The sequence below is a fragment of the Flavobacterium sp. Flavsp81 genome (genome assembly GCF_059491325.1).
Genome location: NZ_CP168505.1, coordinates 4,032,011 through 4,056,582, shown reverse-complemented (window position 1 = coordinate 4,056,582; position 24,572 = coordinate 4,032,011). Strand labels below are relative to the sequence as shown.

Below are 24,572 nucleotides of genomic sequence, written 5' to 3'. Positions count from 1 at the left end.
TCCAAATTTTTAATTGGATTAAAAGTATCCTTGTTGTTTTCTTTTCTCCATTGCGGCCTCAGAACGTTTGTCATCAATTCTGGCACCTCTTTCTGAAATGGTTGACGATCTAATTTCACCAACCACTTCAGCAATTGTTGCTGCGTAAGAATCAACTGCTGCTGTACAACTCATATCACCTACGGTTCTGAAACGAACAATTCTTTCTTCTATTTCCTCATCTTCTTCCTGATATACAAATGGAGAATGTGACCAGATCATACCATCTCTCAGGAAAACTTTTCTTTTATGTGAAAAATAAATAGACGGAATTTCGATATGCTCTTTTTCGATATAACTCCAAACATCTAATTCTGTCCAGTTTGAAATTGGGAAAACACGAACGTTTTGACCATTTTCAATTTTTCCATTTAAAATATCAAACAACTCCGGACGTTGGTTTTTTTCATCCCATTGACCAAAATCATCACGAACTGAAAAAATACGTTCTTTAGCTCTTGCTTTTTCTTCATCACGACGTGCTCCACCAATACAAGCGTCAAATTTGAATTCTTCGATTGCATCTAAAAGCGTAATCGTCTGCAAACTGTTTCTACTGGAATATTTCCCAGTTTCTTCAACTACTTTTCCTTCGTCAATTGCATCCTGAACATTACGAACAATTAACTCTAACCCTAATTCTTCAACCAATTTATCTCTGAAAGCAATTGTTTCAGGAAAATTATGTCCCGTATCAACGTGTAATAATGGAAAAGGAATTTTTGCAGGGAAAAATGCCTTTTGTGCCAAACGCACTAATGTTATAGAATCTTTTCCTCCGGAGAAAAGCAATACTGGCTTGTCAAATTGAGAAACCACTTCTCTAAAGATATATATCGCTTCGCTTTCTAAAGCATTTGTTTTTAATACTGAACTCATTTTTGATATTTTATTTGATATTTTATTCAATGTCTGTTTTTAGAAACAGCTTAGACTAACTTTATTCTACAATATAAATCGTTCCTGTGGAAATTAAAATCTATATTCTTTATTCTATTCTCTCTACTCTTGCTTCTTCCTCTATTCTTTCTTCGCGCTGTGCAAACCACATTCTTTATGACTTGATTCCCACCACCATCTTCCTGCTCTTATATCTTCTCCCGGGAAAATTGCTCTGGTACAAGGCGCGCATCCAATACTTACAAACCCTTTTTTATGCAATGTATTTTGCGGTACATTATACTCTTTCAAATAATCCTCAACTTCCTGCAAAGACCATTTTAATAACGGATTGAATTTTATGATATCAAATCCTCCGTCGTATTCAAACAATTGTAAATCATTTCTGTTCTCTGATTGTTCTGCTCTTAAACCTGTAATCCAAACTGCATTTCCTGCCAAAGCTTTTCTTAACGGAACTACTTTTCGAATAAAACAACATTCTTTTCTGTTCTCAACTGAATCATAAAAGCTATTTGGGCCTTTTGCTTTCAATAAATTTTCGACTGCAGTTGCTTCCGGAAAATAAACTTCAATATTTTTTTTGTACTTTTTTAATGTTTTATGAAAAACATCATACGTTTCCTGAAATAATCTTCCGGTATCTAAAGTAAATACTTTAATTGCGATATCATTCTTAAATATAAAATCAGTAATTACCTGATCTTCCTGTCCAAATGATGTTGAAAAAATTACTTTGTCCGGATACTCATTAGCTAAAAATGAAAGTGTTTCTTCAAGAGAAAGATCTTTCGTTTTATCTAATAAAGTATTTATAATTGTTGCACTCATATTTTTTGTCTCTAAATACTATTATAATAATTTAGATAATGTTTTTAAACTCAATAAAATAATTAAAATTCCTACTGCAATCATCATTGGCTTTCTTTTAATTTTATTAACCAAATAAGCTGCCAATGGTGCTGCGATTACCCCTCCTAAAATTAATCCGATAATGATTTGCCATCCCGCAATTCCTCCAAAAAGCATAAATGTAATTCCACTTGCAAATGAAACCGCAAATTCTGCTGCATTTACAGAACCAATTGTATAACGGGGATTTCTACCGCGTCCTAATAATGTTGAAGTTACGATTGGTCCCCAGCCACCACCACCTACAGCATCCATAAAACCTCCAAAAGCTGCCAAAACTCCTAACTTTTTTGTTTTCTTTTTAATAATGTTTTTCGCCAGTGCTTTTTTAATAATTATAATCGCCAAAACAATCATATAAACCGCAATAAATGGTTTTATAGCGTCTCCATTAATAACATCTGATAACAAATAAGCTCCTGTTATAGAACCAAGAACGCCCGGAATCAATAAATTTCTAACTAATTTTTTATTTATATTTCCAAATTTATGATGTGATATTGCTGATGCGCCCGTTGTAAACATTTCAGCAACATGAACTCCGGTACTACTAATTACCGGCGGCACTCCATAAGCCAATAAAAAAGAAGTTGAAGTTGCTCCGTAACCCATTCCTAAAGTTCCGTCTACTAACTGAGCAAAAACACCTATAAAGAAAAATACTAAAAACTCCTGATTAAAACCTCCCAGAAATCCGTCCCACGAAAATTCAGTATGATGATTATAAATAAGTGTTCCTATTAGACCTACTAATAATACTACCGGAATTATAACCCATAATCTTTCCTTTAAAGATGATTCATTCTTTATTTCCACTGAGCCTGTTTTTAATTCTTTTCCCATATTTTTCTTTTCAAATATTCTTTTTAAATCCATTACCCTATCGGCTTAGTAGATTACTATGCAAAATTAGTATTTATTTGCAAATAACAAAATAATATTTAAAAATTATTTTAAAAAAAAGCTGAATTTCAAACAATTAAAATAAAACTTACATTTTTCTACAGATCCAGTAATACCAAAAAGGAATTCAATTATTAAAAAACTAAAATCCAAATACTTAACATATATCTAAAAAATATTTCATATATAGTCTATAAGATCTATAGGATTATTATAAATTAGTTGTATTTTTGGCGAAATTTTATTTTTATGGATTTTCAAATAGGGCTTATAATTGCAGGTTTATTTGTTGGTTTTGTGGTAGGAATGACCGGTGTCGGTGGTGGTTCATTGATGACCCCTATTCTGTTATGGTTTGGCATTCCTCCAACTACTGCAGTTGGTACTGATTTATTATATGCGGCTTTTACCAAAATAGGCGGTGTATATGTTCATAACAAAAAAAAGAATATTAATTGGACAATAACAGGCTGGCTTTCTCTGGGAAGCGTTCCCGCGGCTTTAATAACGTTATGGATACTGGAGAGCATTAAAACTGATATTACTGCTATGAACGCGATAATTAAGTACAGTTTAGGCTGGGCTTTATTATTTACTTCTATCGCTATTTTGTTTAAAAAGAAAATTATGATATTTTCTCAAAAACACGCTGGAGACAAATTTCATTACGAAAGTAAAACTCAAAATGTATTAACAGTTGCAATTGGTATTTTATTAGGAGCTACTGTAACACTGACTTCGATTGGGGCCGGAGCTTTAGGAACAGTCACTTTATTTTTCCTTTACCCAATTTTACCAACGCCCAGGTTAGTTGGAACTGAAATTGCCCATGCTGTACCTTTGACTCTTGTTGCAGGAATAGGGCATGCCTCAATGGGAAATTTAGATTTAGCTTTGCTGAGCCAGTTATTATTAGGATCTCTTCCGGGAATTTACATGGGTAGTATGCTAAGCGGAAAAGTCCCTGATTTATTCCTTAGAAATGCAATTGCTGTAATGCTGTTTATGGTAGGCTATAAATTGGTTTTTTAAATCTTTTTTATATATCTTAAATGCATTAAGATTCTTGATATAAAAATGACCATTTCGTTGAGAAAACTCAGTGAAATGGTCGTTTTTATTTTTAATTGATTCTCAGGAAACCTGTTTAAAAGGCAATATCTGCAAGTGAATTACTTTCTAATATCTTAAGCGTATTATCACGAACTTCAGTCATTAGGCGACGAGCTGCACAGGTCGTTTCATCATCACAATCATCACATTTTTCATAAAAATTGTGGCTCGCACATGGAAGCAAAGCAATTGGACCTTCGAGGATACGATATACTTTGGCCATACTAATATCTTTAGGGTCTTTTATTAAATAGTAACCTCCGCCTTTTCCTTTTTTAGCTCCTAAAAAACCGGAATTCCGAAGCAATAATAAAATACTTTCCAGAAATTTAATTGAAATATGTTCACTTTTAGCTATTTCAGCAATTTGTACAGGCTCGTTATTCACACGTCTGGCCAAAAATGTTAAAGCTTTAATTCCGTATTTTGTTTTCTTTGAAAGCACTTCTTAGGATTTTAGATTTTAGAATGTTGATTTTAGATTTTATAACTGAAATCCCCTCATTTCTTTAAACACAAAAATATACTTTTTGATTGAAGAATAACAAAGAATAAAAATGTAATTTTTCCTTATTTATAAATCTGTTTCCTGAATTCCAATTAGTTTAAGTTCATGAAACATTTTTACGCTTTCGTCCAAAGCTTTTTTATTTACTACATAAGTATCAGACATAGAATCATGCCATCCTCTTCCTGATCCTAAAAATGAAAGTCCGTCGAAAGGAATTATTCTGCATAAACTTCTTTTTAAAATTGTTCCAAAATCCGGTTTTTCTCCATTTTCATCCACTACAACTGTACCGGTAATAAATTTACCTAAAGATCTGCCAAAAAGACCTTCTGTTGTAGAATAATAAAACATAAGAATGGCTACTCCGATAACATTCCATCCTAAATCACCCATAGTATCCAGCCACAGTCCAAAGCTGGTCAGTTCAAACAAACCTATGATAAGACCTAAAAAAACAACAACAAATAAAAATAGAATTATAAAGAAGGTAACATCTAAAATATAGTTTAAAAAACGAGTTCCCGAAGATGCTAATAAATCGTCATCGAGAATGTAAGTAGAGTTGCTCATGCTGTAATTGGTTTTGTTTATGCTGTTAATATATTTAATTCTTAATCCAAACAAAAATATACTTTTCTCCCTAAACAATTATGAAATACAATAAATAAATAACGATTTCTAACAGTAATAAATTTTACAGTCAAAAATCGTTATTTATGTGTTTTAGATTTTCTGAAATCTAAAACATTTTAAGAAAGTGCCTGCTCTAAATCAGCAATAACATCTTTTACAGTTTCCAAACCTACAGAAACACGCACTAAGCCTTCAGTAATTCCAACTGCCAGCTTTTCTTCAACAGACAATTTACTGTGTGTTGTTGATGCAGGATGTGTCACAATAGTTTTTACGTCTCCAATGTTTGCCGAAAGTGAACATAATTTAATCTTGTCCAGAAATTTTCTCCCTGCTTCGATTCCGCCTTTAATTTCAAATGCAATAATATTACCTCCTAAAAGCATTTGTTTTTTGGCAATTTCATATTTCGGATGTGACTTCAAGAATGGATATTTCACACTATTTACATTTGGATGACTTTCTAAAAATTCAGCTACTTTCAAAGCATTTTCGCAATGTTTATCAACACGAACTGCTAAAGTTTCTAAACTTTTTGACAATACCCATGCATTAAATGGTGACATTGCCGGCCCTGTATTTCTTGAAAATAAGTATATTTTACGGATCAACTCCGCATCTCCAACTGCAACACCCCCTAAGACACGGCCTTGTCCATCCATTAATTTTGTTGCCGAGTGAACAACCAAATGCGCTCCGTATTTAATAGGCTGTTGAATATATGGTGTTGCGAAACAATTATCAATTATCAAAATCAGATTGTGTTTCTTAGCTATTTGACCTAATAATTCCAAATCAATTACATCTACACCTGGATTTGTAGGTGTTTCAGCATATAAAATTTTAGTATTTGGTTTAATACAACTTTCTATTGTTTCCGGTTTATTGATATCGAAATAAGTTGTTTCAATCTTCCATTTTGGGAAATAAGTCATAAACAACGCATGAGTCGATCCAAAAACGCTTCCCGCAGACACAATATGATCACCTGAATCCAGTAAAGCGGCAAAAGTCGAATAAATAGCTGCCATTCCGGTTGCAAAAGCATAACCAGCCTCAGCTCCTTCCATAGCGCAAACCTTATCAACAAATTCTGTTGTGTTTGGGTTACTGAAACGGGAATAAATATTACGTACTTTTTCTTCAGTGAAAGAAGCTCTCATGTCCTCTGCATCTTCAAATACAAAACTTGATGATAAATACAAAGGAGTTGAATGTTCCTGAAATTGTGATTTTTCTAAATGTGTTCTGATGGCTTGAGTTTCAAAACCAAATTCTTGTTCGTTCATTTTAATTAGTTTATTGTTAATAGTTTTTGGTTGTTGGTTTAGATTTTATCTAATTCCACTCCGTTCAAAACTACTTTATAATGAATTGTTGCTGTTGGTTCTACTGTTTTAGAAACTGAGCAGTATTTTTCGAATGATAATTGTGCTGCTTTTGCTGCTTTATCTTCTTTAATATTTCCTTCCAAAGAAAAAACTACGTAAATATCTTTAAAGGGTTTTGCCTCTCCTACCTGTACGCGCTCGCCTTCAACCTCAGCTTTAAAAGAAGTAATTTCCTGACGTTGCTTTTTCAAAATTGAAATCATATCAATTCCGCTGCAGCCTGCAACTCCCATTAAAACTAATTCCATAGGACTTGGCCCCATATCATTCCCTCCAAATTCTGGTCGCGCATCAACATTTACTATATGTCCACGTTCATTTTTTAACTCGAAGTGAAAGTTATCATTTACTCTGTTTAATGTTATTTTCATTTTTTTCTTTTTTGCTTGAATTCAAAAATTAAAATCTGCAATCTATAATTATTTACCCTTTATCCGATAATCTCAAAATATCCCCAAAAACTCCTCTCGCAGTTACAGCAGAACCTGCTCCGGCTCCCTGAATTACAATTGGTCTGTCTCCGTAAGATTCTGTATAAATTTCGAAGAAAGAATCTGAACCTTTTAATCCGCCTAAAGCTGTATCTGATGGCACTGAAACTAATTTTACTTCCAGATTCCCTTTATCGTTTTGCAAATCTCCGGACAATTCACCAATGTATCTTAATACGTGATTTGGCTTTTGCTCGGCTTTTATTTTATCGTAAATCGGATCGAATTCTTTTAGTTTGGTTAAGAAATCTGAAACATTTCCTTCACGCAAATGTTCAGGAATTAAATTCTGAATTGAAATTTCTTCAAATTCATTTTGTAAATCTAATTCCCTTGCTAAAATCAATAATTTTCTACCCACATCATTTCCGCATAAATCTTCACGCGGATCCGGCTCTGTATATCCATTGTCAATTGCTTCCTGCAGAATTTCACTAAACGGAGCGTCTTTTGCAGAGAAATTATTGAATAAATAGCTCAAAGTTCCTGAAAAAACCCCTTTTATTTTAGTGATATTTTCTCCTGAAAGATGCAGTAATTTTATGGTATCAATTAATGGCAATCCGGCTCCAACATTGGTTTCGTACAAATAGTTCTTTTGATTTTCGGCCAGAACTTTTCTTAGTTCTTTATAAAAACCATAAGTCAAAGTATTCGCCACTTTGTTAGAAGAAATCAAATCGAAACTGCTTTCTGCAAGTGGAATATAATTTTCTACAAACGATGCACTTGCCGTATTATCAATCGCGATTAAATTTTCTAAGTGATATTTATCTGCATACTCAATAATATCCTGAATAGTATAATCAAGTCCTTTGTTCTGAATTTCATTTTTCCAGTCAGCAGTCACGCCATTATTATTTAAAATCAGTTTTTTAGAATTTGCAATTGCAAAAACATTCAGTTTAATGTCCTTACGTTTTTCGATAGCATCTGCCGATTCTAAAATTTGGTTGATTAACGTTCCGCCAACTAATCCATGCCCAAAAATCGCAATATTGATTTTTTTGGAAACCCCAAAAATCTCTCCGTGAATTACATTTAAAGCTTTATTAAGTTCAGATTTTTTAACCACCAAACTCACGTTTTTACCCGTAACTGTGTTGTTAAATAATATCGGAACAATTTTATTTTTGATTAATGCTGTGTATGGTTTATGGAAAGTACTCAGATCCTGGCCAATAATCGAAATAACCGAAACATTGTCTGTTACCGTAATCTGATTTACATCTTTCGAATAAAAATCATTTTCGAATTCTTTCTCCAATTCAACCATTGCTGTTGTGGCTTTATCAGTAGCAACCACAAGTCCAATTCCTCTTTCCGAAGAACCTTGCGAAATAATGCTTACACTGATATTGTGATCTCCCATTACCTTGAAAATTCGGGCATCAACTCCAGCTTTACCAAGTAATCCACGACCTTCAAGATTTAAAAGGGAAACATTTTCAAGAACAGAAAGCGTTTTAATTCCTTCTTTTGCAGTATCAGAAGTAATTAAAGTTCCGCGGTTTTCATGGTTGAAGGTATTTAAAATTCTAAGCGGAATATTTTTTTCCAACAAAGGAATAATCGTTTTGGCGTGCAAAATAGTAGCACCAAAATTTGCTAATTCATTTGCTTCATTGAATGATAAAAACTCTATTTTTTTGGCATCCGCAACTAAATCCGGATTTGCGGTATAAATTCCGTCAACGTGTGTAAAGTTTTGTAATTCCTCTGCATTTAAATAATTAGCAATTAAAGAGGCGGTATAATTACTGCCGTTTCTTCCTAAAGTTGTAGTATCGTTGTTGTTATTTGAACCAATAAAACCAGTGATGATATTAACAGTAGAACCATTGTGCTCTTTAAAATAATTGACAACGTTTTTCTTGGAAAGCTGCTCCAAAGGCTGTGCATCACCAAATTTAGAATCTGTTTTAAGCAACTCCCTTGAATCGGTAAAATTGGCAGGAATCCCTTTTTCAATTAAAATAGCCGTCAATAATTTTGCAGAAAGCAATTCGCCTTTAGACAAAATCTGGTCTTTAATTTTATTGCTGTAATCGCCAATTAAACTTACTCCTTCGTAAAGTTTATCCAAAACAGTAAACTCTTCGGATAAATCAACCTGAGGATAATCTGAAATTTGGTAGGTTTTAAAATTCTCCAGAAGTCGTTTGTAGTCCCCGTTTTTAGCGGCAATTTTTAAAATATATTCTAATTCATCTGTAGCATTTCCTCTTGCCGAAACTACTACAGCAATTTTTTCGCCTTGATTTACTTTCTCAGTAATGATAGAAACTACTTTATTAAGTCCTTCTCCGTTTGATAACGATTTACCACCAAATTTTAATATTTTCATTTTATTTTTTTATTGTTTCTGCCTTAAAAATATCGGCAAGTAAATGATCTAATTGTTTGTACTCTATTAAAAAAGCGTCATGTCCGTGTATCGAATTTATTTCGCTGTAAAAAACATTTTCTTTAAACTTTTTTAATTCCTGAAAGGTTTCCTGATTTTCTTTTGGCGTAAAAAACAAATCTGAATTAATTCCGATAATATGAATATTCGCATTTGTTTTAGACATTAAAGTTTCGAAATCCCCTCTGTTTCTTGTAATATCAATGGTTTTGAGCAATTGATTCATCAATTTATAAGATGCTAACTGATATCTTTTTTGCAGTTTTTCTCCGTGGTGCAATAGCCAGCTTTCTATATTAAAAATAGAAAGATTCTCATTGATGGTACGTTGAAATTTTTCTTTGAACGATTCGGGAGATCTGTAACAGAGCATAGCATGTATTCTGGCATCTTCAATTGGCTTTGACGAATTATTCAGGATTTGTTCCTGTAAAAAACAATTGGCAATCATCCAGTCTGTCGATTTCCAATCGGTTGCAATTGGAATTAAATTCTCAGTGATATTAGGCTCAAGAGCCAACATTTCCCATGCAATTCCCCCACCAACTGAACCCCCGATAATCGCGTAAAGCTGTTCAATTTCTAAAGCTTCAATTCCCTTTAAAAAAATACGGGCGATATCCCTGGTTGTAAAATCCTGGTAATTTTCAATAACAAACGAATCCATTCCGTTGCCGGGAACATTAAAGGACAATATCGTATACTTCTCTGTATCGATTGTCTTTCGTTCTCCAATTAAGTCATTCCACCAACCGTTTTCGCCTGTAACCTGTGAATTTCCTGTAAGGGCATGATTAACCAAAACAATAGGTGCGCTATATAAAGGTAAACCAAAAAAGGTAAAACTTAAAGGTAACGTACGGTATAATGCACCATTTTCTGTGGTGAAATTTTGTATATTAATAGGGCTTGGTATATTTTCCAATGTCAAATCTGTTGTATTATTTGATTTGTATCTGGAAATATTAGAAAGAAAAACTAGAACGAAACTAGAAAAACTCTTTTTGTTATCTTTCCACGTTTGGCGTGGTAGAATGCAGCACCTTCTTCGCTTTACCGAAGGGTTGCTAAGGATTCATCGGGTCTAATCCCTCGTCCTTTCTTTATAACATTTCAATACGTTTTTGAACTTAAAGGTGCAAATTAACTACTATTTTCTTAAACAAACAAATTTATCTGAATAGATTATTCCGTTTATTAACTGTAACGCAACTAAAAACTATTGTACGCAAAAAATTACCGAACAGATTGCCCAGTAAATTTAAGCAGGATTTTACCTGTTTGAAATGCTTTGATTAAATGAAAAGCGTTTCATTTTCTTTAGAATACATCAAAAACAATAAAGAGTTTGGTTCTTTTTTTTCCGCATTTTTATCTGTTTCCGTTATTCCGAATCTTGGATGGATTAATTCGTTTGGCGGCGGGGGAATATTTCTTTTAGCCCTTATGCTTTTCAATGTTAAATATGCTTTTGATAAATAGTTTAAAGTACTCATAATATTTCGGTTTTAGTTTGTTTATTTTTTATCTTGTTACTGTTTTATTGTTTTGTAATTACCTGATGAAATAAAAAAAACCCTTTTGGATTTAAATACCAAAAGGGTTTAAGTTTTTCAAACTCATATATACTTTTGGAATCAACAGACGTGTACGCAAATAAATGCGACATTGAACATCTTGTTCATCTGTAGGGAATTATTCATCTGTGATTTATTTGTTATTTTTAAAAAATTCTGCATTTGTATAAATTTAAAAAGCCTTCCAAAATTAGTGGGAGGCTTTGCTATATAAATATTGTTTTTACAATTTTAAGCAATAAACATCCCAACGGTTTTATCCGAAACGGCATAACTCATCTTATAGGAATTAAACATCATTTCTACGTTGTTTTTGGATTTAACAAATATGCAATTATTTTTTTAATTACACAAATGAAAACCAATAAATTAACACGAAAAAAACAACAAAAACTTACATTTATGTCATTACAAACATTTTTAAAGGATTATTCAACAGATAAAAGATAAAAACTTACAAAAAAATAGCTTTTAAAGTTTAGAATTACCTCCTCAAATCAGTTTATCAAAGAACAACAATATTTATTTACTGGACTATTTTAAAGCCAGACTGCTTCTTTATTTTTAATTTTTTCGGCAACTTTCAATATATCAGTAATAATTCCTCGCGAAATTGCTTCTTTACCAGGGGCTGCACTTTGAATTACAATAGGAACATCTGCATAGGATTGTGTATAGATTTCAAAAATTGTATCAGAACCTTTTAATTGTCCTATCGCTGAATTGATGGGTTCTGAAACCAACTTTACTTCTAATTTATCTTTCAGAACATCAAATTCTCCTATATATCTTAAAACATGATTATCGGCCTGAGTGATTTTGGCAATTTTAAATGCCTTATCCAAATATTCCTTATTTGGGATTCCATTTTTTTCCAGATACTCTTCTTTGATCAAAGAATTGATTTTTATATCTGAAAATTCAAAATCCTTACCTATTTCCCTGGTTAGGATCAGTAATTTCCTGGCAGTGTCATTACCCGACAAATCCTCCAAAAAGGTAGAACGCATTAATCCGGACAAGCTGGCATCTTTTAAAACGGCAGAGAAAGAAGTGTCTTCAGACGAAAACCGGTTGAATACATAACTTAAATTATCAGACAAAACACCCCGGATTTTAGTGATTTTTTCTCCTGAATTATATAAATCCCTAAGTGTTTGCAATACCGGAATACCTGTGTCTACCGAAGTTTCATACAGGAATTCTTTATCATATTTCTTAAGATTTGAACGTATTTCTTTATAAAGATTAATAGGCAGCGTATTGGCTTTTTTATTTACCGCTACAATATTAAACCCATTTTGAATTAAGGTATTATAGTGGCCAATCAATTCATCGCTTGCGGTTGCATCAACCGCAATTAAATTTTCAAATTCATTTTCTTTGGCAAATTCAATAATATCCTCCACTTTAAAAGGTACCGCCAATTGTACAAAATTAGTCTCCCAAGCATATCCAACGCCTTCTTTCTCGAAGAAAGCCAGTGTGGAATTGGTAATAACCGGAAAATGAAAATCGATATTTTTGTTTTGTAAAAAAAACTCCCGGCTCTCGATAATCTGATTGATTAAAGTACTTCCGATATTCCCAATCCCAAAAAGGATAATGTTTATTTTAAGCTTTGACATAATTTTAATTTTTTAAATAAACTCCAAAACATTTATTTTAGCATCTATTCCTGTTGATAACCATATTCAGAGATCTCCTCTATTAAAACCTCATTTCATAAAAATTACCTTTAGCAAAATTCAGATTACTAAAGGCAATTTTTCAAGCAAAAAATCTAACCTAAATATTAATACTATGAATTATCTAATTCTTATTGATACTATATTGTGATTGGGTAACACTGGCGAAAACAGCTTTCAAATCAGCAATTAGATCATCTATATCTTCGATCCCGACAGAAAGTCGAATTAAATCTTTTGAAACTCCGGTCTCTAGTTGCTCTTCATCCGTTAATTGTTGATGTGTTGTGCTTGCCGGATGAATTATAAGTGATTTAGTATCACCAATATTGGCCAAAAGCGAGAATAATTTAGTTTCATCTGCTACTTTTTTAGCAGCTTCAAAACCGCCCTGCAATCCAAAAGTGATAATTCCGCTTTGTCCTTCGGGTAAATACTCTTTTGCTAAATCATAATATTTATTCGATTTTAATCCCGGATAGTTTACCCAAACTACCTGGTCTTGTTTTTCTAACCATTCGGCTAAAGCCAAAGCATTTTCACTATGTTTCTGGATTCTAATTGGCAGTGTTTCTAATCCCTGAATAATTTGAAAAGCATTAAACGGGCTCAATGCTGAACCAAAATCACGCAAACCTTCAATTCTGATTTTTGCTATGAAAGCTGCATTTCCTAAAGCTTCGTGATATACCAAACCGTGATATCCTGTGGAAGGTTCAGTAAATTCAGGGAATTTTCCATTCGACCAGTCAAAAGTTCCGGCATCAATAATAACACCTCCTAATGAAGTCCCGTTTCCGGAAATATATTTTGTCAATGAATGAATCACAATATCAGCTCCATACTTAATTGGATTCAATAAATAAGGGGTAGCTACTGTATTGTCAACAATAAAAGGAACTTTGAAGTTTTTGGCTTCCGCCGAAATGGCTTTCAAATCCAACACATCTAATTTTGGATTTCCTAAAGACTCCACAAAGAAAGCTCTTGTATTTTCTTTTGCCGCTTTAGTGAAGTTTTCAGCTTTTGAAGGATCAACAAAAGTGGTGGTTATTCCTAAACGCGGCAAAGTAACTTTTAACAGATTATAGGTTCCGCCATACAAACTATTTGAAGCTACAATGTGATCACCGGCTTTTAGCAAAGTCAATAAAGTTGTCGAAATTGCAGCTGCCCCAGAAGCAGTAACTACAGCACCAATTCCCCCCTCAAGCGATGCCAGGCGTTGTTCTAAAATATCGTTTGTCGGATTATTTAATCGGGTATAAATAAATCCTGCTTCAGCCAAACCAAATAAATTGGCTGCATGATCTGAATTATTAAATACATATGATGATGTCTGATAAATTGGTACCGCTCTGGTTCCTCCATTTTTAGTAACATCGTGTCCAGCGTGTAATGCGTTTGTGGCAAATTTTTGTGTACTCATGATTTCTTAGTTTTTAAGTATTATTACTATTTTATTTTTTATTATTATTTTGATTTGAATTGATTCCTTAAATAAAAAGGTTATCATTTTCTGCTGAATACATATGCGCCAGCAATGAATTTGTTTCTGTAGAATATAATTTCCCTTTATGTAAGTTCAAATTTGATTTTTGGGTCTGAATTATTCCAAAAATATTTTTAAGGTTAATAGTTTTTAGTATTCTATATAATGTTTTCATGATTTTTAATTTTAAGTAATGAAATAAAAAAAGCCCTTTCGGATGGCTGCCAAAAGGGCTATAGTCAGGAACTATAACAAAGATTCTATCTTTCACTTTCGGCAATAGCAAATTGGGATGCACATCGACATCTTACAACACATCATCATTTTATTTGCTATTGAATTATTCATTATTGGTATTGTTTTATTTTCAATTTTTTATTATTCTTTATATTTCAAAACATTCATTTCCAGATCAGAGCAAAAAAAAACCTCTGCAATTTGCAGAGGTTTTATTGTATATTTAATTAAATACTAAACAATAGTGCACTCTGCGGAAGTTTCCGACATCATACAGCACATATTTTTAATAATTAAGTTCATTTTTTATTTCTTTTGTTTGACAAATTTGCAAACTATTTTTGAAATAACCAAATAAAAATGCAATTAATTTCCATTACCCCATCAGATTACTATGATATGTTAAATTTCTATTTATATAATTAAAAAAAAGTAAACTTTAATTTGCAAATCAAAATGGTTTCATACATTTGCACCCGAATACAGAGGAAAAATTTGAACTGATTGCAACCTCTTCATAATGAAACGGTTCATTATGAATGCTGAAGATTTAATTTCAGTAGTAAAAAATGCTAAAGCAGGAATTTTCCTTTAGCATTTTTCAGCAATTATTTTCCTCGCTTAATTTTAATTTAAAAATTATTATGGCTTATTTATTTACGTCAGAATCTGTTAGTGAAGGGCATCCGGACAAAGTTGCAGATCAAATTTCGGATGCATTAATTGATAACTTTTTGGCATTTGATGCTGACTCAAAAGTAGCTTGTGAAACTTTAGTTACAACTGGTCAGGTAATTTTAGCTGGTGAGGTAAAATCGAATACGTATCTTGATGTTCAGCAAATCGCCCGTGAAGTAATCCGTAAAATCGGTTACACCAAAAGCGAATATATGTTTGAAGCAAATTCTTGTGGAATACTTTCAGCAATACATGAGCAATCTGCAGATATTAATCAGGGTGTTGACAGAGCTAAGCCAGAAGAGCAAGGCGCTGGTGATCAGGGAATGATGTTTGGTTACGCAACTAACGAAACTGAAAACTATATGCCTTTGGCACTTGATTTATCTCATAGCTTATTGCAGGAATTAGCAATCTTAAGACGCGAAAACAAAGAAATTACTTATTTACGCCCTGATGCTAAATCTCAGGTAACTTTAGAATACAGCGATGATAATAAACCAACCCGTATTGATGCAATCGTAATTTCGACTCAACATGATGATTTTGATGAAGAAGCTGCCATGTTAGCGAAAATCAAAAAAGACATTATCGAAATTTTGATTCCAAGAATCATTGCTAAAAACCCATTGCACGCCCATTTATTCAACGATAAAATTAATTACCATATCAACCCAACTGGAAAATTCGTAATTGGCGGACCTCACGGAGATACTGGTTTAACAGGAAGAAAAATTATTGTTGATACTTACGGTGGAAAAGGAGCTCACGGTGGTGGTGCCTTCTCCGGAAAAGATCCAAGTAAAGTTGACAGAAGTGCTGCGTATGCAACTCGTCATATCGCTAAAAACTTAGTTGCAGCTGGTGTTGCTGACGAAATCCTTGTACAGGTTTCTTATGCAATTGGAGTTGCTCAGCCAATGGGTATTTTTATTGATACTTACGGAACTTCTAAAGTAAATTTAACTAACGGTGAAATTGCCAAAAAAGTAGAAGCTATTTTTGATATGCGTCCTTACTTTATTGAGCAACGTTTAAAATTAAGAAATCCAATTTACAGTGAAACTGCTGCTTACGGGCACATGGGACGTAAACCGGAAACTGTAACTAAGACTTTTTCTGCTCCGGGAGGACATGTAAAAACAGTTACTGTTGAATTGTTTACATGGGAAAAACTTGATTTTGTTGACCAGGTAAAAACTGCTTTTGGATTGTAATTCAATCTGAAACATACATATTAAAAAAAGGCTTTCTAAAATTTAGAAAGCCTTTTTATTTTCAGTAGATTCAATCGTTTTCAAATTATTTTAAATCTGTTTTTTTCAGCGTTTTCGCGATAGCGAATCAGTTAAATCTGCGTATTAATTCAACGCAGATAAAACAGATTTACTTTGTAAAAACGCGGATAAAAACGGGTTTTTTAATTAAATCATAACCTTAAAGTTTTCCTTATCGCTCTAATTGTACATTTGGCAATGTTTTAGGACGATTTACATCATTTGACAAGATCCAGCCTGTGCGATACATCCATTCTGTCATTTTACGCAATTTTACATAATCAATATTTTCAGCTTCATCCATTGGTGTATGGTATTGGCTATGCAGAACACTGGTAAAGAAAACTGATGGGATTCCTTTTCTGGCATAAGGCAAATGATCTGAACGAAAGTAAAAATACTCCGGATGTTCCGGTCTGTCCCAAAGTTTATCCAAATCAAATTTAGGACCTTCATCATTTGCTCTTTTAGCAATATTTACCAAATCAGAAGAGTTTTCGTGAGGAGAACTTGAACCCAACAGAGCTGCTTTATTTACGTCATTTCTTCCGATCATGTCTCCGTTTAAAACTGCTACAATGTCTTTTTCCGAAACAGTTGGATGTGATGCATACCATCTTGAGCCTAATAATCCACGCTCTTCTGAGCCATGAAAAACAAACAATGCTGTTCTTTTTCCTGGTTGTTTTTTATATGCTCTTGCAATTGCAAGCATAGCCACGCATGTACTTGCGTTATCATCAGCTCCATTATAAATTGAATCCTGACCATATTTTTGCCTAATTCCGTCGTGATCCTGATGTCCGCTGAAAAGCACATATTCATTCTTCAATTTAGGATCAGTTCCTTTTATAGTTCCAACAACATTGACGGATGGATATTTATACGTTTCGGAAATTACCTCGGCAGATAAAAGTTCTTTTGTGTTTTTTAAAAGTTCCAGTTGATTATTATGCATCCAAAAAACAGGCATTGTTTTACCAATTTTATCACGAACGCCTTCGATTCCGTAAATACCTCTGGTCATTTGCGGTTCGACCTGGGACCAGCTTTGTTCTCCCAATTCATCTGCAATCATAATCATAGCCAAGGCTCCTTTCTTGACCAAAAGATCATAATATTTATTTCTGACCAAACCCGGATAACGTCTGTCAAAAAGCGAAATATCATCTGCAATTCCTTCTTTTGAAGCCAATAAAACAACTGCTTTTCCTTTAATCTCGGCTTTCTCAATTTCTTCTTTAGTAGCAGCGCCCAAATATAATAAAGGTGCTTCAACTTTTGCGTTTGTGGTTTCTGCTACCAGAACTTCACTCCACAGTTTATATTCTTTTTGCCCGATTTTGAACTTTGTATTAGCTGTAACCTGATGCCTGTACAAATCAAAAAACTGAAAGTAAGTTCCATCATCACCAGCGGGTACCATTCCCGCTTCTTTTGCTTTATTAGCCAGCCACATTGATACTTTTAATTCATCTAAAGTTCCTGCTTCACGCCCATTAAAGTGATCTCCGGCCATTTGATACATATCTGCTCTAAGATCTTTATCTGTGATTGCTGAAACTAAAGGTTTTTTAATTGCTTGTGAAAAAACTACTTCTCCACAAGCAATCAAAACCAAAATCATTTTATTTTTCATACGTTTTCTGAATTAGTAATTCAAACTTAATAATTTAAAGAGGAAAAAATGCTTCTTAGATTTGAAACTTTTTAATTTGCTTATCTCTTGTAATTTTCTTTCCTTAGTACAAAATAACTGACTAAAAATGAGCCGACTTCCCTCCTTGCAAAACGTACTGAAAGCTATTCAAAAAACTGCATTCAGATTTCCATTAGAAACAATAACAGCGATTTGCGGGACTGTTTTCGCTATTTTGCTTTCTGAAGAAGATACTGATTCTCAGGAAAAATTATATGTAAAACTTATCATGTGCTCTTCCTTGTGCCTGGTTTTGTTTTTATCAATTAGTCTTTTTTTCGCTTCGGCAAGGAAAAACAATATTCTCAGATTTTTAACCAGCTTAATATTGGGCAGTTTGGCCGTTGCATTTGTTTTTAGTTTTAAGGAAAAAGTAACAGATATAGAATTTCAGCAATTTTTCGTACTCAATATAGCACTGCATTTGTTAGTTTCTTTTTCCGGATTTTTACCAAAAACTTATAATCAGGAAGAATTCTGGGAGTTTAACAAACAGCTTTTCCTTAGAATCCTGACCTCCGGTTTGTATAGCGGCGTTTTATATTGTGGATTGGCATTAGCAATAGTAGCTGTTGATAATCTTTTTAAAGTGGAATTTTATGATCGTATATATGCTCATGTATTTTTTGTCATTGCCGGCATCTTTAATACGCTTTTCTTTCTGAATGGTGTCCCTGATACTAATAATGACGAAATCCCACTTGTATTAAATTATCCTAAAGGCCTTAAAAACTTTACTCAATATGTTTTGCTGCCATTAATAAGCCTTTATTTAGTGATTCTGATTTGTTATGAAACAAAAATTCTTGTAACGCTTTCATTACCTGTCGGCTGGGTTTCTTATTTAGTTCTGGTATTTGCTATTTCCGGCATTCTTTCCTTTTTGCTAGTTCATCCAATTGCAAATGAAACAGGAAATCTATGGATGAGAACTTTTAACCGATGGTTTTATTTTCTCTTGATTCCTCTATTAGGATTGTTGTTTTGGGCCATTTTATACCGAATCCATCTTTACGGATTTACTCACGAACGTTATTATGTATTGGTTTTATCAATATGGCTGACATTAGTTGTGGCTTATTTTTTAATTAAGAAACAGCCAGAAATTAAATTTATACCTATAAGCCTCTGTCTGGCGGGATTATTTTCTATTATTGGTCCTCAAAGCTCAAATTCGATAGCCAAATATAGTCAACTGTCCCGTTTTGAGAATTATATGCAAAATGATAACGAAAAACTGACTTTCGAACAAGAACAAGACTTAAGCAGTATTGTTTCATTTTTAGAAGAAAATTATGGTATCGAAGTTATGGTTCCTTATGCGAAAACCGAATTAGAAGCGTTGCTTAAAAAAGACAAAGATCCAAGCGACTACGAAATAATGGAAGCATTGGGTTATAAATACCGATCTTCATACGACCAAAAAGATGAAAGTAGAAACTCATTCAATTATTATTTCTATCAAAACAATGAGAATACAGTTGAAAACATTCATGGATATGATATGGTTTTTATAATATCCAAAGGCATACCTTTTAATTGCGAAAATTGTCTCGAAATTGAAGGCAAAAGCTATTCCATTAAATCTGCAGAAAAAGATTATGGTGCCGATTTACAAATTAATGAAGACATTATTCCATTAAAAATTATTGAATTTGTGAATAAAAATAATGAATTCAAGGAAGAATATAATTCAAGTAAAAAAATCACTCAAAAAATAGAAACGCAAAAATATTCCGTTTTATTAACGTATCTAAATGTAAATGGCAAATTCAAAAATAACAAAAAAGAGATTGACCATTATCAGATTAAAGTCATGATAAAAATTAAGAAGTAAAAAAGAAGCCTTTGAAAAAATTTTCAAAGGCTTCTTTTTTAATAGGTTTTAATCATTAAGATTATAAAATGATCTTGCATTCTCAAACCAAATTTTATTTCGATCTTCAACTGATAAAAGAGCGATATAATCTTCTAAGGTTTTCACAACTTCTGTATAATCCGAAGCCACATTACAGACAGGCCAGTCTGATCCAAATAGTATTTTATCCGCAGAAAAATTTTCGAAAATCACATCGAGATAAGGTTTTAAATCAGATGGTTTCCATGAATTCCAATCGGCTTCGGTAACCATTCCTGAAATTTTACAACTTACATTTTTGAATTTTGCAATCTCTTCGATTCCTTTTTTCCAGGATGCAATTTCTCCCGATTTTATATCCGGTTTGGCAATATGATCAATGACAAATTTCTGTTTAGGGAATGATTTCACTAAATCAATTGCAACTGGCAACTGATGATGAAAAATCAGGATATCATAGGTAAAATTAAATTGTTTTAATGCAGCTATTCCGTTTCGAAATGCTATCCCGAACATAAAATCATCCGGTTCTCCCTGCACAACATGCCTGAAACCTTTCATTTTTTCAAATTTAGAAAAGTGATTCAGTCGTTCTGAAATATTTTCAGCCCTTAAATCAACCCAGCCTACAATTCCTTCTATGAAATCATTTTCTGAAGCCAGATCCAATAGAAAATTAGTTTCTTCTTCAGATTGACTTGCCTGAACAGCCACACAACCTTGAAATTTATTTTCTGTAAGCAAAGGCAACAAATCTTCGGGCAAAAAATCTCTTTGAATTTTAAGCATCGAATCGTCAATCCAACTATCTCTTATTGGATCAAATTTCCAAAAATGCTGATGTGAATCAATTCGGTTATTCATATAAACTAGTTTACATCACTAATTAAGGCACGATCTAAGTGTACATATCCGCCATCAACAAAAACAAATTGTCCTGTTGTGTGAGAAGAACGATTCGAAATAATGAAAAGTGCTGTATCAGCTATTTCTACTGTTTTTGTCATTCTGGACTCAAACGGAATACTTTTATTGATTTTTTTCAAAACTGCTTCACCGTCCGGCACTGTTTTTATCCAGTCTTCATAGGCCGGAGTATAGCTTTCTGCAATAATAATCGCATTAGAACGAATTCCGTACTGAATTAGATCTACAGCCCATTCTCTGGTAAGTCCAAGAACCCCACCTTTTGCAGCAGCATACCCTGAAGTTCCTCCCTGTCCTGTCAAAGCCACTTTGGAACCAATATTCAAGATGTTTCCTTTTGCTTCTTTTAGATATGGAAGTGCATATTTAACCAACAAGAAATAACTTACTACATTTAGCTTTAACGAATCCATAAACTCTTCGTAAGTAGCATCTAAACCTGCACCATCATTAACTCCTACATTATTGATAACAGCATCTATCCTGCCATATTTTTCTACAATTTTCGCAACCGCGTTTTCCATCTGAACAGGATCGGTTACATCGGTTTCTACAAACAAAGAATCGATTCCTCTTTTTTGCAATGCTTCGGCATAACCAAAACCTCTGTTATTTCTGTCTATCAGAACAGGAATTGCACCTTCATCTGCCAAACGATTGATGATCGTCTCACCAATACTTCCTTCTTTACCCGCTGAACCAGATACGGCTACGATTTTTCCTTTTAAATTTAAATCCATGATTTATATAGTTATTTAGTTCAACCTGTTCGGGGTAATTCAAAATAGGTGTCAGGCTGAGTCCATTCGGCTTAGCTCAGGATAAACTTAGTCGAAGCCCTTTCATTTTAAAAAGCCTTCGACTCCGCTCAGGTTGACATTTATTACACCCAACGAATTTAGTTTAATTTATTTCTATCAACGCTTTGATAGTATTATTTTTCGGATCAATCCATTTTTTAAATTCAGTAATCATATCCGAAAACTCAGCTCTGTGTGTAATGTATTTTTTGGGATCGATTTTACCCGCTTTCAAACATTGCATTACGTATTCAAAATCTTCAATGGTTGCATTTCTGCTGCTCATCAAAGTAGATTCTCTTTTATGAAAGTCCGGATGACTAAAGCTCAATTCTCCTTTTTGAAGACCTACCAAAACAAATCGCCCACCGTGAGAAATATAATTGAATGCACTGTTCATCACTTTTTGATTTCCGGTAGCATCAATCACCACATTGGCCATATCTCCATTGGTCAACTCCGCCAATTGTACTGCTACATCATCATGCAAAGGGTTTATTGTTTCATCTGCCTGAAGGGCCTCTTTGCAAAAATTAAGGCGATACTCATTGATATCCATAACAATAACTTTGGCCCCTGCAATTTTTGCAAACTGTATCAATCCTAATCCAATAGGACCGGCACCCATTACCAAAACAGTATCAGTAGCTTTTACACCTGCTCTGCGCACACCGTGAGCAGCAATAGCAAGCGGTTCTACCAAAGCCAGTTCATCATAATCCAAACCTTGTCCGTGCAGCAAATATTGTTCAGGAACAGTTACATACTCAGCCATTCCGCCGTCAATATGAACACCAAAAACTTTGATATTAGCACAACAATTTGTTAATCCGTTTCTGCAGGCAACACATTTTCCACAGCTGAAATAAGGAATAAAAGTTACTTTATCACCAGGCTGAAAACCTTTGGCATTTCCTTTTATATATTCGGCTGCCAGTTCATGTCCCAAAATTCGTGGATATTCAAAATAGGGCTGAGTGCCTCCAAAAGCGTGAATATCGGTTCCGCAAACCCCTATTCTTTTAATTTTTAAAAGTACTTCTCCTTCTTTTGGCTCCGGCATTGGTTTCTCTTTGATAAGAAACTCCTGCGGCTTTTCACAAACAATATATTTCATTTAATTTGAATCTGTTTTTAGAATTTTTATTCAAAAATTCCAATTTTAATTATTTACTGTATGCTTTCGCTACCTGTTTACTGGAACCTAATCCGTCCATACCTAGTTCAATAACATCTCCCGGTTTAATATAAATTGGATCCGGCTTAATGCCCAAACCAACTCCCGGAGGCGTTCCTGTACTGATAATATCGCCTGGAAGCAAAGTCATAAACTGACTTAGGTAATGCACTAAAAATGGAATTTTGAAAACCAAGTTAGAAGTATTACTGTTTTGGAATTTCTTTCCGTTAACCGTTAACCACATTGGTAAATTATTTACATCGGCGATTTCATCCTGAGTAGCCAGGAATGGCCCAAGAGGGGCGAAGGTGTCGCAACCTTTTCCTTTTGCCCATTGTCCGCCCATTTCGATTTGAAAAGCTCTTTCGCTGTAATCGTTCAACAAAGCATATCCGGCAACATAATCCAAAGCTTCTGCTTCTTCTACGTAACTTGCTTTTTTGCCCACTACAAATGCCAACTCGATTTCCCAGTCTGTTTTTTCACTGTTTTTCGGGATAATCAAATCATCATTCGGACCACATAAAGAAGTCGTTGATTTGAAAAAGATAATTGGTTCTGCCGGAATTGGAGCACCAGTTTCGTGACAATGATCTACATAGTTTAATCCGATACAAATAATTTTTGAAGGCCTTGCTACCGGAGAACCTAAACGTACATCCGCACTAACTTCAGGCAAAACAGGATTGCTTTCTAATGCTTTTTTTAATTTTTCTAAACCATTCTCTTCGAAAAAAGCTTCATTAAAATCAGTTACAATGGAAGAAACATCATATCTTTTTTCTCCAATTAAAACTCCAGGCTTTTCTGCTCCAACTGTTCCAAAACGTATTAATTTCATTTCTTTATTTTTTTGAGTTACTGAGTTGCTAAGGTTCTAAGTCTAAGAAATCTTAGCAGCTTAAAACCTTAGTATCTTTATTTAATTATTTAATTTTATAAAACCTCCGTCGATAGGATAATCACTTCCGGTAATGAATCCGGCTTCGTCGCTGCATAAGTACAATGCCAGAGTTGCAATTTCATCTGGTTTTCCCATACGTCCTATTGGTTGTGACTGGGATAATTTCTCAAACATTTCTTCTTCTTTTCCTGCATAGTTTTTAGAAATAAAACCATCCACAAAAGGAGTGTGAACCCTTGCCGGTGAAATAGAATTACAACGGATATTTTCTTTGATATAATCTTTGGCAACTGATAAAGTCATCGCCATAACAGCACCTTTTGCAGTTGAGTAAGCAAATCTGTCCGGGATACCAACCCACGCAGCAATTGAAGCCATGTTTAAAATCACACCGCCATTGGATAATCTTAATTTTGGAATCGCAGCAAATAAACAGTTGTAAACACCTTTTACATTCACATCCATCACACGGTCAAAATCGGTTTCTAATGTCGTATCTACTTTCCCAACATTGGCAATTCCTGCATTGTTAATCAGGATATGAATATTACCAATTTTTTCAAATGTTTCTGACACTTCATTATGGCTGGCTACATTACAGGCATATGAAAAAACTTTTCCGCCGGCATTCTTAATTTCAACAACAGCATCCTGAGCACTTTCAATCGTTAAATCAACTATATGTATTTCTGCACCTTGTTTTGCAAACAAAGTCGCAATTGCTCTTCCTATTCCGCTGCCTCCGCCTGTTATAACGGCCTTTTTATTTTGTAATGAAAACATATATGCTCAAATTTTAATTTTATCTGTTCAATTCTAAAGCTGCCAAAATAAATGGACCGGTTGCTTTGGGATCATTATTTTTCTTTCTTCGTTATATAATTCGTCTGATCCAATCACAATACGGTTTTCCACCCAAATCTACTAGGCATATTCATTTATTAGTTCAATTTCA

General features: G+C 33.7%; 22 protein-coding genes and 1 riboswitch. Of the genes, 3 read left to right on the top strand and 19 right to left on the bottom strand.

What is annotated here, in order from left to right; translation table 11 throughout:
- Positions 1-18: 18 nt before the first annotated feature.
- The 3 genes from cysD to ACEN92_RS17085 all read right to left on the bottom strand — a co-directional run bounded on the left by cysD (position 19) and on the right by ACEN92_RS17085 (position 2,694).
- Entirely contained in the window at positions 19-918 is a 900-nt protein-coding gene (gene cysD, locus ACEN92_RS17095) for a sulfate adenylyltransferase subunit CysD (RefSeq protein WP_294925276.1), read from the bottom strand.
- A 141-nt stretch (positions 919-1,059) separates the two neighbouring features.
- A complete protein-coding gene (locus ACEN92_RS17090) occupies positions 1,060-1,770 on the bottom strand; it encodes a phosphoadenylyl-sulfate reductase (RefSeq protein ID WP_495639541.1) in 711 nt (236 codons plus the stop codon).
- A 21-nt stretch (positions 1,771-1,791) separates the two neighbouring features.
- Entirely contained in the window at positions 1,792-2,694 is a 903-nt protein-coding gene (locus ACEN92_RS17085) for a sulfite exporter TauE/SafE family protein (protein WP_495639540.1), read from the bottom strand.
- 309 nt (positions 2,695-3,003) lie between these two features.
- Here ACEN92_RS17085 and ACEN92_RS17080 point away from each other — a divergent pair, with 309 nt between their 5' ends.
- Positions 3,004-3,786, top strand: coding sequence for a sulfite exporter TauE/SafE family protein (locus ACEN92_RS17080; RefSeq protein ID WP_495639539.1), 783 nt, complete (start codon positions 3,004-3,006; stop codon positions 3,784-3,786).
- Positions 3,787-3,901: 115 nt separating this feature from the next.
- Here the strand turns inward: ACEN92_RS17080 and ACEN92_RS17075 are convergent, their stop codons facing one another.
- The 10 genes from ACEN92_RS17075 to ACEN92_RS17030 all read right to left on the bottom strand — a co-directional run bounded on the left by ACEN92_RS17075 (position 3,902) and on the right by ACEN92_RS17030 (position 14,232).
- The gene (locus tag ACEN92_RS17075) at positions 3,902-4,312 is read right to left on the bottom strand and encodes an RrF2 family transcriptional regulator (RefSeq protein ID WP_495639538.1); all 411 of its coding nucleotides are present in this window, start codon (positions 4,310-4,312) and stop codon (positions 3,902-3,904) included.
- A gap of 129 nt (positions 4,313-4,441) precedes the next feature.
- On the bottom strand, positions 4,442-4,948 hold the full coding sequence (locus ACEN92_RS17070) for an RDD family protein (RefSeq protein WP_495639537.1): 507 nt from the start codon (positions 4,946-4,948) through the stop codon (positions 4,442-4,444).
- 179 nt (positions 4,949-5,127) lie between these two features.
- Positions 5,128-6,300 carry a trans-sulfuration enzyme family protein gene (locus ACEN92_RS17065; RefSeq protein WP_495639536.1) on the bottom strand — a complete coding sequence of 391 codons (1,173 nt, stop codon included), beginning with the start codon at positions 6,298-6,300 and terminating at the stop codon, positions 5,128-5,130.
- Between the two features lie 38 nt (positions 6,301-6,338).
- Positions 6,339-6,773: an OsmC family protein gene (locus tag ACEN92_RS17060; protein ID WP_495639535.1), complete on the bottom strand. Its 435-nt coding sequence runs from the start codon at positions 6,771-6,773 to the stop codon at positions 6,339-6,341.
- 52 nt (positions 6,774-6,825) lie between these two features.
- The gene (gene thrA / locus ACEN92_RS17055; protein WP_495639534.1) at positions 6,826-9,240 is read right to left on the bottom strand and encodes a bifunctional aspartate kinase/homoserine dehydrogenase I; all 2,415 of its coding nucleotides are present in this window, start codon (positions 9,238-9,240) and stop codon (positions 6,826-6,828) included.
- Between the two features lies 1 nt (position 9,241).
- Complete coding sequence (locus ACEN92_RS17050; RefSeq protein ID WP_495639533.1) at positions 9,242-10,231, bottom strand: alpha/beta fold hydrolase; 990 nt, start codon at positions 10,229-10,231, stop codon at positions 9,242-9,244.
- A 73-nt stretch (positions 10,232-10,304) separates the two neighbouring features.
- Positions 10,305-10,412, bottom strand: a riboswitch (SAM riboswitch).
- A gap of 183 nt (positions 10,413-10,595) precedes the next feature.
- Positions 10,596-10,796 (bottom strand): hypothetical protein, encoded by a 201-nt coding sequence (locus tag ACEN92_RS17045; protein ID WP_495639532.1) that lies wholly within the window; start codon positions 10,794-10,796, stop codon positions 10,596-10,598.
- A gap of 620 nt (positions 10,797-11,416) precedes the next feature.
- On the bottom strand, positions 11,417-12,505 hold the full coding sequence (locus tag ACEN92_RS17040; RefSeq protein WP_495639531.1) for a homoserine dehydrogenase family protein: 1,089 nt from the start codon (positions 12,503-12,505) through the stop codon (positions 11,417-11,419).
- A gap of 184 nt (positions 12,506-12,689) precedes the next feature.
- Positions 12,690-13,994, bottom strand: coding sequence for an O-acetylhomoserine aminocarboxypropyltransferase/cysteine synthase family protein (locus ACEN92_RS17035; protein WP_495639530.1), 1,305 nt, complete (start codon positions 13,992-13,994; stop codon positions 12,690-12,692).
- Positions 13,995-14,061: 67 nt separating this feature from the next.
- Positions 14,062-14,232: a hypothetical protein gene (locus ACEN92_RS17030; RefSeq protein ID WP_495639529.1), complete on the bottom strand. Its 171-nt coding sequence runs from the start codon at positions 14,230-14,232 to the stop codon at positions 14,062-14,064.
- Between the two features lie 706 nt (positions 14,233-14,938).
- Here ACEN92_RS17030 and metK point away from each other — a divergent pair.
- The gene (gene metK / locus ACEN92_RS17025) at positions 14,939-16,189 is read left to right on the top strand and encodes a methionine adenosyltransferase (protein ID WP_495639528.1); all 1,251 of its coding nucleotides are present in this window, start codon (positions 14,939-14,941) and stop codon (positions 16,187-16,189) included.
- Between the two features lie 232 nt (positions 16,190-16,421).
- Here the strand turns inward: metK and ACEN92_RS17020 are convergent, their stop codons facing one another.
- The gene (locus ACEN92_RS17020) at positions 16,422-17,888 is read right to left on the bottom strand and encodes a M28 family metallopeptidase (RefSeq protein ID WP_495639527.1); all 1,467 of its coding nucleotides are present in this window, start codon (positions 17,886-17,888) and stop codon (positions 16,422-16,424) included.
- A gap of 127 nt (positions 17,889-18,015) precedes the next feature.
- Between ACEN92_RS17020 and ACEN92_RS17015 the strand changes: the two genes are divergently transcribed.
- Complete coding sequence (locus tag ACEN92_RS17015) at positions 18,016-19,785, top strand: DUF4153 domain-containing protein (protein WP_495639526.1); 1,770 nt, start codon at positions 18,016-18,018, stop codon at positions 19,783-19,785.
- A gap of 48 nt (positions 19,786-19,833) precedes the next feature.
- Here the strand turns inward: ACEN92_RS17015 and ACEN92_RS17010 are convergent, their stop codons facing one another.
- The 5 genes from ACEN92_RS17010 to ACEN92_RS16990 form a co-directional block, all read right to left on the bottom strand.
- Entirely contained in the window at positions 19,834-20,670 is an 837-nt protein-coding gene (locus tag ACEN92_RS17010; protein WP_495639525.1) for an amidohydrolase family protein, read from the bottom strand.
- 5 nt (positions 20,671-20,675) lie between these two features.
- Entirely contained in the window at positions 20,676-21,473 is a 798-nt protein-coding gene (locus ACEN92_RS17005; protein WP_495639524.1) for an SDR family oxidoreductase, read from the bottom strand.
- 163 nt (positions 21,474-21,636) lie between these two features.
- Positions 21,637-22,650 (bottom strand): zinc-binding alcohol dehydrogenase family protein, encoded by a 1,014-nt coding sequence (locus ACEN92_RS17000; RefSeq protein ID WP_495639523.1) that lies wholly within the window; start codon positions 22,648-22,650, stop codon positions 21,637-21,639.
- A 49-nt stretch (positions 22,651-22,699) separates the two neighbouring features.
- On the bottom strand, positions 22,700-23,554 hold the full coding sequence (locus ACEN92_RS16995; protein WP_495639522.1) for a fumarylacetoacetate hydrolase family protein: 855 nt from the start codon (positions 23,552-23,554) through the stop codon (positions 22,700-22,702).
- 81 nt (positions 23,555-23,635) lie between these two features.
- A complete protein-coding gene (locus ACEN92_RS16990) occupies positions 23,636-24,400 on the bottom strand; it encodes an SDR family NAD(P)-dependent oxidoreductase (RefSeq protein ID WP_495639521.1) in 765 nt (254 codons plus the stop codon).
- Positions 24,401-24,572: the final 172 nt, after the last annotated feature.

Bases quoted from the DNA above. Each gene is read 5' to 3' on its own strand.
- ACEN92_RS17010 (WP_495639525.1), bottom strand. From the start codon at position 20,670: ATGAATAACCGAATTGATTCACATCAGCATTTTTGGAAATTTGATCCA.
- ACEN92_RS17090 (WP_495639541.1), bottom strand. From the start codon at position 1,770: ATGAGTGCAACAATTATAAATACTTTATTAGATAAAACGAAAGATCTT.
- ACEN92_RS17005 (WP_495639524.1), bottom strand. From the start codon at position 21,473: ATGGATTTAAATTTAAAAGGAAAAATCGTAGCCGTATCTGGTTCAGCG.
- ACEN92_RS17035 (WP_495639530.1), bottom strand. From the start codon at position 13,994: ATGAGTACACAAAAATTTGCCACAAACGCATTACACGCTGGACACGAT.
- ACEN92_RS17015 (WP_495639526.1), top strand. From the start codon at position 18,016: ATGAGCCGACTTCCCTCCTTGCAAAACGTACTGAAAGCTATTCAAAAA.
- cysD (WP_294925276.1), bottom strand. From the start codon at position 918: ATGAGTTCAGTATTAAAAACAAATGCTTTAGAAAGCGAAGCGATATAT.
- ACEN92_RS17065 (WP_495639536.1), bottom strand. From the start codon at position 6,300: ATGAACGAACAAGAATTTGGTTTTGAAACTCAAGCCATCAGAACACAT.
- ACEN92_RS16995 (WP_495639522.1), bottom strand. From the start codon at position 23,554: ATGAAATTAATACGTTTTGGAACAGTTGGAGCAGAAAAGCCTGGAGTT.
- ACEN92_RS17020 (WP_495639527.1), bottom strand. From the start codon at position 17,888: ATGAAAAATAAAATGATTTTGGTTTTGATTGCTTGTGGAGAAGTAGTT.
- metK (WP_495639528.1), top strand. From the start codon at position 14,939: ATGGCTTATTTATTTACGTCAGAATCTGTTAGTGAAGGGCATCCGGAC.
- ACEN92_RS17060 (WP_495639535.1), bottom strand. From the start codon at position 6,773: ATGAAAATAACATTAAACAGAGTAAATGATAACTTTCACTTCGAGTTA.
- ACEN92_RS17000 (WP_495639523.1), bottom strand. From the start codon at position 22,650: ATGAAATATATTGTTTGTGAAAAGCCGCAGGAGTTTCTTATCAAAGAG.
- ACEN92_RS17040 (WP_495639531.1), bottom strand. From the start codon at position 12,505: ATGTCAAAGCTTAAAATAAACATTATCCTTTTTGGGATTGGGAATATC.
- ACEN92_RS17085 (WP_495639540.1), bottom strand. From the start codon at position 2,694: ATGGGAAAAGAATTAAAAACAGGCTCAGTGGAAATAAAGAATGAATCA.
- ACEN92_RS17045 (WP_495639532.1), bottom strand. From the start codon at position 10,796: ATGAGTACTTTAAACTATTTATCAAAAGCATATTTAACATTGAAAAGC.
- ACEN92_RS16990 (WP_495639521.1), bottom strand. From the start codon at position 24,400: ATGTTTTCATTACAAAATAAAAAGGCCGTTATAACAGGCGGAGGCAGC.
- ACEN92_RS17070 (WP_495639537.1), bottom strand. From the start codon at position 4,948: ATGAGCAACTCTACTTACATTCTCGATGACGATTTATTAGCATCTTCG.
- thrA (WP_495639534.1), bottom strand. From the start codon at position 9,240: ATGAAAATATTAAAATTTGGTGGTAAATCGTTATCAAACGGAGAAGGA.
- ACEN92_RS17030 (WP_495639529.1), bottom strand. From the start codon at position 14,232: ATGAAAACATTATATAGAATACTAAAAACTATTAACCTTAAAAATATT.
- ACEN92_RS17080 (WP_495639539.1), top strand. From the start codon at position 3,004: ATGGATTTTCAAATAGGGCTTATAATTGCAGGTTTATTTGTTGGTTTT.